Genomic DNA, 11105 nt, shown 5'->3' with positions numbered 1-11105 from the left:
GATCAGGGCTAGCTCGTGTCTGCTAACAATAATTTAGCCACCTTAGAGAGTTTTATTGATTCGTTATGGATTGAAAAAGGGCTCAGCGAGCACACGCTAAGTGCCTATCGCTCGGACTTAGTCAAATTCTGTCAATTTGCCGAAGCTAAAAATGACCGATTTGACCTATCTCATTACAACAAGCAAGACTTAGAACAATTTGTGACTAGCCGCTATGACAGCGGTTTTTCAGAGCGCAGCGTGTCGCGATTCTTGAGTAGCTTGCGTATGTTTAGCCGATATTTGCTGCAAACTGGGGTGCGCAAGGATGATCCCATGAGCCAGTTTCGTAATCCCAAATTACGACAGTCATTGCCCAAAACCTTAAGCGAGCAAGAAGTCGATGATTTACTCGACGCCCCTGACATCGAAGATGCTATTGAACTGCGCGATAAAGCGATGCTGGAAGTTCTTTATGCCACTGGCTTGCGGGTGACCGAACTGGTGTCATTGCGAATGGAACAATTGGGCTTGCAACAAGGCGTGATAAGAGTGGTGGGCAAAGGTAATAAAGAACGCTTGGTGCCGCTAGGAGAAGAGTCCATTGAGTGGCTATTGTTGTATATTAAACAAGCCAGAATGCTGCTGTTGAAAACTGAATCAGATATCCTTTTTCCTAGTAATCGTGGGGTGATGATGACCCGTCAGACATTTTGGCATCGGATAAAGTACCACGCTAAAAAAGCCGACATACAATCTCATCTATCTCCTCACACACTTCGCCATGCTTTTGCTACTCACTTGCTAAATCATGGCGCTGATTTACGGGTTGTTCAGATGTTGCTGGGGCACAGTGATCTGTCCACTACGCAAATTTATACTCATGTCGCCAACGAACGTTTACAGAAGCTGGTGGATCAACATCATCCCCGCGGATAAGTGGCGTTTTGGGTGATTGAGCCAAAAAGACTATTCCTATGTATAGATAGCAGTGGTTTGAATGTGTCGCGGATCGGTATACACTTGCACATAGTTGACGAGGGAACTTAATATTCACAGTTCAGGTTATTTAATTAACCTCAATCAAAATGCAATTTTTTCAGACTGTCGCAGGTCTATATGTACAGGTCATTATCAGGAATAAACATGAAATATGGGTTAAAAATGCTGGCGCTGGGTTTGGTTGCAAGCGGATTTATGGCAGCAAGCTTTGCCGTCGAGAAAAATACTAAATATGAAGCAGTTAAACAAAAAATACAGAACGTGTTGGGCTTTCAAGTGCTGTCTATTGGTGATTCACCCATTGATGGATTAGTTCAAGTCTCCACCAATCGTGGGTTATTTTATACCAGTGACGACGGTAAGTTTTTAGTCAGTGGCAAAATCTTCAATGTTGAAAAAGGCATGCGCGATGAAACTGAATCCTCGTTAGCTAAAATGCGAATTGAGGGGCTGGGTGAATTCAAGGACACTTACATCGAATTTACTGCGCCAGAAGAGAAATACATTGTTAATGTCTTTACCGATATTACTTGTGGTTATTGCCGTAAACTTCACCGTGAGATGGATGAATACATGGCTAACGGGATCACCGTTAGATACTTTGCTTTCCCAAGAGGCGGAGTAAACAGCAAGTCTTATCGAGATATGGTGTCGGTGTGGTGTGCTGATGATCAGCAACATGCAATGACTATTGCCAAAACCGGCGGTACTGTAGAGAAAAGCAATTGTGCCAACGCTGTTGCGCAGCAGTATGAATTTGGACAACAAGTTGGGGTAACGGGTACGCCAAATATCGTGTTACCAAACGGTGCTATGATCCCTGGATATCAGCCTGCCAGAGACCTTCGTAACGCCTTAGATCAAATTTAATCCAATCTGGCCAAGGGCTGTCGTGTACTTCCCTTGGTCGGACTATCTTTGTTCGTTGTGCATCATCCCCAAGCCTTTTACTGGATAAATTAAGACGCCATGTCTGTAACCATTAAACGAAAAAACAAAGTATCTGACTCACACCTTGCATCGATTCCACACCCTGTTATCCGCCAGATATATGCCAACCGCGGCATTAAAAATGTGGAAATGTTAGATAGACGTGTTGCGGCCTTGGCTCACTATAAAACCTTAAAAGGCATTGATGCTGCTGTAGCTGTGCTGGCGGAGGCATTAGCGCAGAAAACTAATATTGTAATTGTCGGTGATTTTGATGCTGACGGTGCGACTAGCACGGCGCTAATGATGTTGTGCTTAACCCGTATGGGCGCAAAACACCTCAGTTATTTAGTGCCGAATCGCTTCGACTTTGGGTATGGATTGTCGCCTGAAATTGTCGATGTGGCGGCGCAACAAGGTGCCAATTTAATTATCACTGTCGACAATGGTATCAGTTGTTTTGACGGCGTGAATAGAGCCAAGGAATTGGGGATCAAAGTCGTGATCACCGATCATCACCTGGCCGCTGATACACTGCCAAATGCTGATGCTATCGTAAACCCCAATCAACCCGGGTGCGAATTTTTGTCGAAAAATTTGGCCGGTGTCGGTGTCGCCTTCTACCTGATGTTGGCATTGAGAAGCCATTTAAAACAAATTGGATGGTTTACTGAACATAAGCTTCAAGAGCCTAATCTGGCTGCCTTTCTTGACATAGTCGCCTTGGGTACAGTCGCTGACGTTGTGCCATTGGACAATAACAATCGCGTGTTGGTGCATCAGGGCTTACAACGTATTCGAACGGGTAAGTGCCGTCCCGGGATCAGTGCTTTAATCGATGTTGCCGGTAAACAAGCGCAACGAATGATGTCCACCGATTTAGGGTTTGTACTAGGGCCGAGATTGAATGCCGCTGGACGATTAGACGATATGTCTTTAGGTATTGAATGTTTGTTAGCTGAAGACCCTAATACGGCAAGGCGTATGGCCTTTGAGCTGGATTCACTAAATCGAGAACGCCGAGAGATCCAACAATCTATGCAAGATGAAGCGCTCAAAGCGCTGGCAACCATCGAGTCGGATTTGATGCAAGTCAAGCACGGCATTGTTGTATACAAAGAAGACTTCCATCAAGGCGTGATTGGTATTGTGGCAGGCAAAATTAAAGAACAATTTAATCGGCCGACCATAGCTTTTGCCCATCAAGATGAGCAGATTTTAAAAGGTTCTGCCCGATCCATTCAAGGACTGCATATTCGCGATTTGTTAGAGGAGATAAATAGCCGCTATCCACAGTTGATCAACAAGTTTGGCGGTCACGCAATGGCAGCTGGACTATCGATAGAGTCGAACAATTTGTCGGCGTTTATTGCTGCATTTGAACAAGTCAGTTCGGAGTTATTGGCGGATATTGAACTCAGCCATCAGATAATGACCGACGGTGAATTGTTTCAACAAGATCTTAGTTTGGACTTTGCTCAGCAAATTAAAGACGCAGGGCCATGGGGCCAAAGTTTCCCAGAGCCGATTTTTGATGGTGAATTTGATCTAATGGAACAGCGGTTATTGGGGGGGAAACATCTCAAAATGATGGTTCGTCATCCAACCGGATTGCTACTCGATGCGATTGCATTCAATATCGATGAAACTCACTGGCCCAACGCTCAGGTTAAGAAAGTAAAATTGGCTTATAAGCTGGATATTAATGAGTTTCGAGGTCGTATTTCGCTGCAATTGATGGTCGACGCTATTCAACCTGTCTCTTTGGCGTCATAAACCAAAAAAACAGGTTCTCTTTTAGCCAAGATGGGGGAGGGATAAACTCAAGTAAACGGGCGCCAAGCCATAGGAAATTAGCCCTATAGAGCTGATTTTCTTAGCCTAATTAGATTGCCAAAGCGCAATATAATCTGTATAAAAGACGCTGATATTAACACTATTTCCTCTTACTAGAACGGCAACTGCAAAGGTGTCGGTTATAATCAATTTTGCTCTATGGTAAATCAGTAATATTTTAGTAACCTGAAGATAAGGACGTCAAATATGAGCGTTTTTACTAGAAATAATATTAAGGTTAGTGGTCATGGGCCTACCGCTATTGTATTTGCCCATGGGTTTGGCTGTGATCAGAATATGTGGCGCTATCTTACGCCCGCTTTTCAAGACCGATTCACGCTTGTTCTCTTTGATTTAGTTGGTAGCGGCAAATCCGATTTATCCGCTTATGATTTCGAAAAATACGCTTCTCTTGATGGCTTCGCCGCTGATTTAATTGAAATTATTGATGCAGTGACAGATAAACCCGTTATCTTTGTTGGCCATTCCGTGAGCGCCACTATCGGTTTGATTGCTTCAGTTGAGGCGCCTGATAAATTTCTTTGTCAAATCATGATTGGTCCTTCGCCTTGTTATATTAACGACGGTGATTATGTTGGCGGTTTTACACGCGCCGATGTTGAAGAACTTTGTGACACTATCGACAGCAACTATCTTGGGTGGTCAAGTACCATGGCACCGGCAATCATGGGAGCTCCTGAACAACCCGAGCTGGGCGTTGAACTTACCAATAGCTTTTGCAGAACCGATCCTGAAATTGCCAAACATTTTGCGCGGGTGACGTTTTTATCCGATCATCGTGATGCACTTCCGAACTCCAAAACACCTGCTTTGATATTGCAATGTAGTGATGATTTTATCGCCCCTTGTTCAGTCGGGGAGTACATGCATAAAACCATGCCTGACGCTGAATTATGCATTATTGAAAACGTCGGTCATTGTCCTCACTTAAGTTCCCCTGATGCCAGTACGCTGGCTATAGAGAACTACCTTTTGAAATATTGCTAATCTCCAGTGACTATGAATAAGGTTCCTGATCTGGCAGTGTCGTTTGAACAGGCAGCTTGTGGCTTAGTCACCACTGAGACAACAGGGACCATCGTCAGAGCGAATCAAACTTTCTGTAAGTGGTTAGGCTTTGACGTAGATGAATTGCTTGAGAAGAAAAAAATCCAAGAGCTTTTTACTGTGGGTGGCCGTTTTTTTCATCACACTCACTGGGCGCCTCTATTACAGTTACAAGGCTCCGTGGCTGAAGTGCAAATGGATTTAGTGGGACGTGATGGCCAAACCGTGCCTATGTTGATTAATGTGGTACGACAGCAATTTGGCGACACTAGCTATGATCAATTGGCTTTTTTCGTTGCCGAGGACCGAAAAAAGTACGAACGTGAATTACTCTCTGCCCGTCGATCAGCCGAAGATGCCTTAACAACATTACGCAGTACGCAAAAAAAGTTACAGGAAAGTCGTGACTTTATGAGTATCGCAATTCGCATTGCTCGCATGGGGGTTTGGTCACAAGATATAAAAACCGGTCAGATGTGGTGGAGTCAAGAGCTTCAGCAATTAGCTGGACTAGGTGATACAGAATATTGGGGGGCTTCAGCAGAGTTTTACGATTTAGTTCACCCAGATGATCGTCAAGAGGTTATTGACGAGCTGCAGAAGTCGATCAATACCAAGAGTGACTACGATATACAATTTCGCATGATGCACCGGGATGGCCATTGGCTGTCAATGGAGGGGCGGGGGCATGCCACCTATTCAGATAATGATCAGGCCATTTCAATTTTCGGTATTTTTATCGATATTTCCGAGCGCAAAGCGGCAGAAGAGCAGTTACGCGAATTGAATGATCAATTATCGGTTGCAGATCGTCGAAAAGACGAGTTTTTGGCAACACTGGGTCATGAGCTTCGTAATCCATTGGCGCCGATACGCAATGTACTGGAAGTCATGCGGCTCAAAGAACCGGAAAATTCGTTTTTGCAATGGTCGCGGGACATGATTGAACGCCATGTAACGCAAATGACTCATTTAGTGGATGATTTGATGGAAACGTCGCGGATTACGCATGGCCGCATCGTGCTTCGAAAAGAGCATGTCAACATACTCGAATTAATTCAATGCGCCGTCGAGTCATCACAAGAAATCATGCAAAAGTTTAATCACAAATTCACCGTTGAACTGCCAGATAGTCCGATTTTTATAGACGCAGACTCCACTCGCTTTATTCAAATAGTATCTAATCTATTGACTAACGCTGCTAAATACACGCCTAAAGGTGGGATTATACAATTGCGGGTTTTCCAAGCAGGAACAGAGGTTGTGGTGTCTGTCCAAGATTCGGGGATCGGTATACCCGCCACCCAGTTATCTACGGTTTTTAATATGTTCTCACAGCTCGCGCCAGCGATTGAGCGCTCTCAAGGAGGCTTAGGTATTGGCCTTGCGCTGGTACATGGATTAGTTCGATTACATAACGGCTCTATTGTCGCGCAAAGCGAAGGAGTGGGTAAAGGGAGTGAATTTATTGTACGCCTACCTATCTCCGACAAAGCCGTTGACTCATCTCCCGCTGCCGATGAAACTGTTGCTGTTGTGGTCAACAGCAAACGCATTCTAGTGATAGAAGATAATATCGACGCGGCTGAAAGTTTAACAATGTTGTTGCAAATAAGTGGACACACAACTCAAAGTGCACATGATGGCAAGAGCGGTATTACGATGGCGGAGGAATTTGCGCCAGATGTCATTTTAATGGATATTGGCTTGCCCGATATCAATGGGTATCAAGTCGCGCAACAAATACGGCAACAAACATGGGGGAAAGGTCTGTTTCTCATCGCCGCCACCGGGTGGGGGCAAGACAAAGATAAAGATTTAGCCAAGAAAGCAGGGTTTGATTACCATCTTACCAAGCCAATTAACTTTCAAGAATTAAATGCGTTATTGCAAAAAATAGATTAGTTATCCAGAGTCCAGGTTAGTTAAATCGTCGCTGCTACTCCCTGCTTCGTTTGCTCTAAGCGCTCCCCTTTGCAATAAAACAAGAGGATGCGTAATCAATTCAGCGAGTTGCAGCTAAGAAAAAATCACTTATTTCCCTCAGCTAACAACATTATCTATTTTGCCGAATACATTCGGTTTACGCGCCGTTCACAGGGTTGTTAGCGTTTTACTGTTTGAAAAAATCGGTGCTTTGTTGCGCGAGCATAGCTTCGATCTCTTCAATATCCGCACTGCTAGGTTTGCCTTTGGGCTGATTACTCTCGCCAGAAATGGCCATTTGCTCGTTCGACCATTCGCCTAAATCAATGAGTTGACAGCGTTTACTACAAAATGGACGAAAGGGGCTTTGCTCACCCCAAGTAACTGTTTTTTTGCAGGTGGGACAATTTACTTCCATGGATACTCTCTAACGTTTGGTAATTAACTAAATTTGACGGTGATTTTGTGGCCTGATTAACAACTGGCCAATTGAAATTCAACAGCTTCGTTGACTTGGCTGCTGCCATTATCGTCGGGCACAAAGCGCATAAAGCGGATAGCATACCGGTATTTATTGCCGCTTAACATAGGGTAGAAGCCTTTGTCTGTTTCACTTTGTACCCGAATGAGTTCGTTTTTATCTTCGGCGACTCCTTGATAAAATCCATTTGGCGCAGTGATTGGCGCAAAGCGCCCACGTTCACGCAAGAATGACAAGGTGATTTCGATGGCCTCTTGAATTAAATCAAACTCTTTTAGCCAAGTGGCAATGTCTGTTCGGATTGACTCAAGGGGCTGCTTGATCCAGTAATGTAAATTCGGCAGATCAAAACTGCAGGTACCACCTGGAATAGAAAACCTCTGTCGAATAGATGACAGAAATTTATCTTCTTTTAAGTTAGCACCCACTTTCTTTGAATGCTTTAGCTGGTCGCGAAGTCGAAGAATTTTCTGCAGTGCGGCTTGCAATGCCTCGGAATCAATTTTGGGATGTTGAGACCAATAGACTAAATTTTTTTCATGGACTTCGATATCTTTCAATATATCGTTTCGCAAATCCAAACGTTCGAGTAAATCCAGAAGCGTAAATAAAGCTTCAAAAAAACTCATAAACTGCCAGTCTTGTTGAGCTTCTGCGCTTTGGCGGAGTTGCAAAAACAGCTGTTCTAGACGCAAATAGGTCCTGACTTTTTCGTTTAACGGAAATTCATAAACAGCAAGTGACATTGGGTTTCCTATTCATACTGAGCTTTAACCTCTACTATGATGTAGATAAATCAAGATCCAGCTTGGAATGAGTGCTCAAGGAATTACATCAAATCAGACAGTTACATGATCTAATAGTTCATCAAGCGCGATGGGGTGAACTACAACGCATATCAGCTAAAATTTCAACCCCTGTGTGGATTTCATTATAGAGCATACACGCAGATAACTAAGCGCTAATTGGCAGAATGTAGATTGTAAACACTGGACGTGATAAATCACAAAGTCGATTTAAACCCCAGGTTCTAGTGCTGCACTTGACTTAATTTGAGATATAACTGATGTAACTTTTGCACTTGTGGGTCAAGTTGATCTTCAGGCCCACTATTGTCAATGACATCATCAGCATGGCTTAAACGTTCAGCTCGACTGGCTTGGTGAGCCATAATGTTCTTAATTTGTGTTTCAGTTTGCAGATCTCGACTGCTGGCTCGAGCGAGTTGAGTCGCTTCATCAACGTCAACAACCAAAGTACGATCAACCATCGACGTCAGCTGATTTTCGATTAATAGTGGCACGGATAGAATGCAATACGCAGAGGTCGCCTGCTTTACTTGCGTTAACATCTGTTGACGGATAAGTGGATGGAGTAAGTTATCCAGCCAAGTTTTGTCACTCGGCGAAGAAAATACCGCTTGTCTTAGGTACATTCGGTCTAAGTTTCCATCCGAAAGTAGCGCATTAGGACCAAAATGAGCCGCTATCTCCGCCACAGCTTGACTGTCGGGTGCCACCACTTCTCTGGCGACGATATCGGCATCGACAATATCAATACCCAGTTTAGCAAAGCGATCAGAGACCGCTGTCTTTCCGCTGCCAATACCACCTGTGATACCAACAATGAAGTCACTCATGCAAAAGCCCATTGCCAGTATAGATCGGCAATATCCTGACCGATGATCAAGGTTAACCAACCTGCAATCGCCAGATAGGGACCAAAGGGGATATGAGTCCCTTTATCTTTCCCTTTTACTAATAACATGCTGATACCAATAATCGCGCCCACAAATGACGATAATAAAATAATGATCGCAAGGTGCTGCCAGCCAATCCAAGCGCCAAGTGCCGCGAGTAATTTGAAGTCGCCAAAGCCCATCCCTTCTTTGCCTGTCGCCAGTTTAAATAACCAGTAAACACTCCATAAGCTAAGGTAACCGGCGGCGGCACCAATGATGGCGTCATGGGCGGGAACAAATACATTGAACACACTGAGCAACAAACCCAACCACAGTAAGGGCAGGGTAATTTGGTCAGGTAACAACATTTTGTCAATGTCGATAAAAATTAACGCCACCAATGACCAGGTTAATACCACTGCCATCGCAGCTTGCCAACCGAACCCGAAGTGCCAGGCGATTATGGTACTGGCAAAGGCCGTAAGAAATTCCACTGCCGGATAGCGAAACGAAATGGGGTTTTTACATTGACTACATTTGCCTTTAAGAAACAACCAACTTAATACCGGAATATTTTCCCACGCACGGATCTTATGCTGGCATTTGGGGCAGGTAGAATCAGGTTTAACTAAATTAAAAGTGTCAACGGGTTTGGCGCTTGCCTGCTCCGGATTAAAGTAGTCTTGATACATTTGTTTCCATTCCCGTTCCATCATTATCGGCAAGCGATAGATAACAACATTGAGGAAACTGCCCACCAGCAAACTGATAATGAACACAAAACTTAAAAAAAACAGGGGCGACTCAGCGAATAAATAGAATATGGCAGGCATAGTGTTGGTTTCTTAATTGTCGATATTTAATAGCAGAATGACAGATAGAGTGCCAGAAAAGTGTCCAGTGCGGAACCTTTCTGGCTAAGGATAAACGGATAAATCGTAGAATGAATTTATACCACATTACCCATTTGGAAGATTGGTAAGTACATGGCAACAATCAAGCCACCAATAACGACCCCTAGAACCGCCATTATCATAGGCTCTAATAAGCTAGTTAAACCGTCTACCATGTCGTCCACTTCGGCCTCATAAATAGTCGCTATCTTGCTTAACATATCATCCACTGCGCCAGACTCTTCACCAATAGCGATCATTTGAGTCACCATGTCTGGAAAAGTACCAGTTGCGCGCATTGCGGTGTTCATTTGAATACCCCCTGCGACTTCTTTTTTGATAAACAAGATGGCATCCCTAAATACCGCATTACCCGATGCGCCTGCAGCCGAATCCAAGGCGCCAATTAACGGCACACCGGCAGCGAAGGTAGTGGAAAGGGTTCGGGTAAATCGGGCGATAGAGGCCTTTTTTAAGATCTCGCCAATCACTGGAATTTTAAGGATCTTTTTATCTACTGCATCGCGAAGTTTTTTTGATTTTTTGTGAGCACGTCCAAATAGTACGCCTGCACCCACAAGTCCAGCGCCAATGTACACGCCGTAGTCTTGAACAAATTGGGAAATACCCAACACAAATAGGGTAAATGCGGGAAGCTCTGCACCAAAGCTACTAAAAATTTCTTGGAACTGAGGCACCACAAAAATCAATAGAATAGTGGTAACAATAAAGGCAACCACGATAACGGCAACCGGATAAAACATGGCTTTCTTGATTTTTGACTTAAGCGCTTCCGCTTTTTCTTTATAGGTTGCAATACGGTCGTAAATTGTTTCAAGGGCACCGGATTGCTCACCTGTTTCTACCAGGTCACAATACAAATCTTCAAAGTGTTCAGGGTGTTTACGCAGTGCACTGGAAAGAGGATTACCGGCTTTAACTTCATCGGTGATTTCCATCAGCATCTTGCGCATACTCGATTTAGCATGGCCTTGGCCAATCATATCGATGGTCTGGATTAAACTGACACCCGCACCTAGCATAGTGGCGATTTGTCGCGATAACACACAGATATCTTGGGCTTTAATTTTGTCTTTTTTGCCAAACAAGGGTTTAGCGAGTTTTTTAACTTTGGTGGCGGACACACCTTGGCGACGCAGCATGTTCTTAGCTTCACTGATGGTCGTCGCACTTATCTCGCCTTTGCGGCTCAGACCTTTTTTATCAGTGCCGCTCCATACATATATCTCTGCAGTTTTTGCCATGGAAGATTTCCAGCCTTTTTAGAAGAATAAAAAAGCCCAGACTT

Annotated in this window: 10 protein-coding genes; 5 read left to right on the top strand and 5 right to left on the bottom strand. The window is 44.1% G+C overall.

Annotated elements, in window-relative coordinates:
* Positions 1-15 precede the first annotated feature (15 nt).
* From xerD to ABD036_RS15885, 5 genes are all read left to right on the top strand, one after another.
* Positions 16-918, top strand: a complete 903-nt coding sequence (xerD, locus tag ABD036_RS15905; protein ID WP_343861682.1) for a site-specific tyrosine recombinase XerD — start codon at positions 16-18, stop codon at positions 916-918.
* A 207-nt stretch (positions 919-1125) separates the two neighbouring features.
* Positions 1126-1851, top strand: coding sequence for a bifunctional protein-disulfide isomerase/oxidoreductase DsbC (dsbC, locus tag ABD036_RS15900; RefSeq protein WP_343861680.1), 726 nt, complete (start codon positions 1126-1128; stop codon positions 1849-1851).
* Between the two features lie 99 nt (positions 1852-1950).
* Positions 1951-3687: a single-stranded-DNA-specific exonuclease RecJ gene (gene recJ, locus ABD036_RS15895; RefSeq protein ID WP_343861678.1), complete on the top strand. Its 1737-nt coding sequence runs from the start codon at positions 1951-1953 to the stop codon at positions 3685-3687.
* Between the two features lie 267 nt (positions 3688-3954).
* A complete protein-coding gene (locus ABD036_RS15890; protein ID WP_343861676.1) occupies positions 3955-4755 on the top strand; it encodes an alpha/beta fold hydrolase in 801 nt (266 codons plus the stop codon).
* A 12-nt stretch (positions 4756-4767) separates the two neighbouring features.
* Positions 4768-6720, top strand: a complete 1953-nt coding sequence (locus tag ABD036_RS15885; RefSeq protein WP_343861674.1) for a PAS domain-containing hybrid sensor histidine kinase/response regulator — start codon at positions 4768-4770, stop codon at positions 6718-6720.
* 208 nt (positions 6721-6928) lie between these two features.
* Here ABD036_RS15885 and yacG read toward each other — a convergent pair whose 3' ends face one another.
* The 5 genes from yacG to ABD036_RS15860 all read right to left on the bottom strand — a co-directional run bounded on the left by yacG (position 6929) and on the right by ABD036_RS15860 (position 11061).
* Complete coding sequence (gene yacG / locus ABD036_RS15880) at positions 6929-7159, bottom strand: DNA gyrase inhibitor YacG (RefSeq protein WP_343861672.1); 231 nt, start codon at positions 7157-7159, stop codon at positions 6929-6931.
* Positions 7160-7215: 56 nt separating this feature from the next.
* Positions 7216-7968, bottom strand: a complete 753-nt coding sequence (gene zapD, locus ABD036_RS15875) for a cell division protein ZapD (RefSeq protein ID WP_343861670.1) — start codon at positions 7966-7968, stop codon at positions 7216-7218.
* Between the two features lie 284 nt (positions 7969-8252).
* Positions 8253-8861, bottom strand: coding sequence for a dephospho-CoA kinase (coaE, locus tag ABD036_RS15870; protein ID WP_343861668.1), 609 nt, complete (start codon positions 8859-8861; stop codon positions 8253-8255).
* Positions 8858-9736 carry a prepilin peptidase gene (locus ABD036_RS15865; RefSeq protein ID WP_343861666.1) on the bottom strand — a complete coding sequence of 293 codons (879 nt, stop codon included), beginning with the start codon at positions 9734-9736 and terminating at the stop codon, positions 8858-8860. Before ABD036_RS15865 ends, coaE begins: the two co-directional genes overlap by 4 nt.
* A gap of 116 nt (positions 9737-9852) precedes the next feature.
* The gene (locus tag ABD036_RS15860; protein WP_343861664.1) at positions 9853-11061 is read right to left on the bottom strand and encodes a type II secretion system F family protein; all 1209 of its coding nucleotides are present in this window, start codon (positions 11059-11061) and stop codon (positions 9853-9855) included.
* Positions 11062-11105: the final 44 nt, after the last annotated feature.

This window comes from Aliiglaciecola litoralis (assembly GCF_039523355.1).
Taxonomy (GTDB): domain Bacteria; phylum Pseudomonadota; class Gammaproteobacteria; order Enterobacterales; family Alteromonadaceae; genus Aliiglaciecola; species Aliiglaciecola litoralis.
The sequence above is the reverse complement of the archived record's forward strand: the minus strand, read 5'-3'. Positions and strand labels throughout refer to the sequence as shown.

What these genes read in the sequence shown, in the direction of transcription:
- dsbC (WP_343861680.1), top strand. Translation starts at nt 1,126, where the DNA reads ATGAAATATGGGTTAAAAATGCTGGCGCTGGGTTTGGTTGCAAGCGGA.
- recJ (WP_343861678.1), top strand. Translation starts at nt 1,951, where the DNA reads ATGTCTGTAACCATTAAACGAAAAAACAAAGTATCTGACTCACACCTT.
- ABD036_RS15890 (WP_343861676.1), top strand. Translation starts at nt 3,955, where the DNA reads ATGAGCGTTTTTACTAGAAATAATATTAAGGTTAGTGGTCATGGGCCT.
- ABD036_RS15885 (WP_343861674.1), top strand. Translation starts at nt 4,768, where the DNA reads ATGAATAAGGTTCCTGATCTGGCAGTGTCGTTTGAACAGGCAGCTTGT.
- yacG (WP_343861672.1), bottom strand. Translation starts at nt 7,159, where the DNA reads ATGGAAGTAAATTGTCCCACCTGCAAAAAAACAGTTACTTGGGGTGAG.
- zapD (WP_343861670.1), bottom strand. Translation starts at nt 7,968, where the DNA reads ATGTCACTTGCTGTTTATGAATTTCCGTTAAACGAAAAAGTCAGGACC.
- coaE (WP_343861668.1), bottom strand. Translation starts at nt 8,861, where the DNA reads ATGAGTGACTTCATTGTTGGTATCACAGGTGGTATTGGCAGCGGAAAG.
- ABD036_RS15865 (WP_343861666.1), bottom strand. Translation starts at nt 9,736, where the DNA reads ATGCCTGCCATATTCTATTTATTCGCTGAGTCGCCCCTGTTTTTTTTA.
- ABD036_RS15860 (WP_343861664.1), bottom strand. Translation starts at nt 11,061, where the DNA reads ATGGCAAAAACTGCAGAGATATATGTATGGAGCGGCACTGATAAAAAA.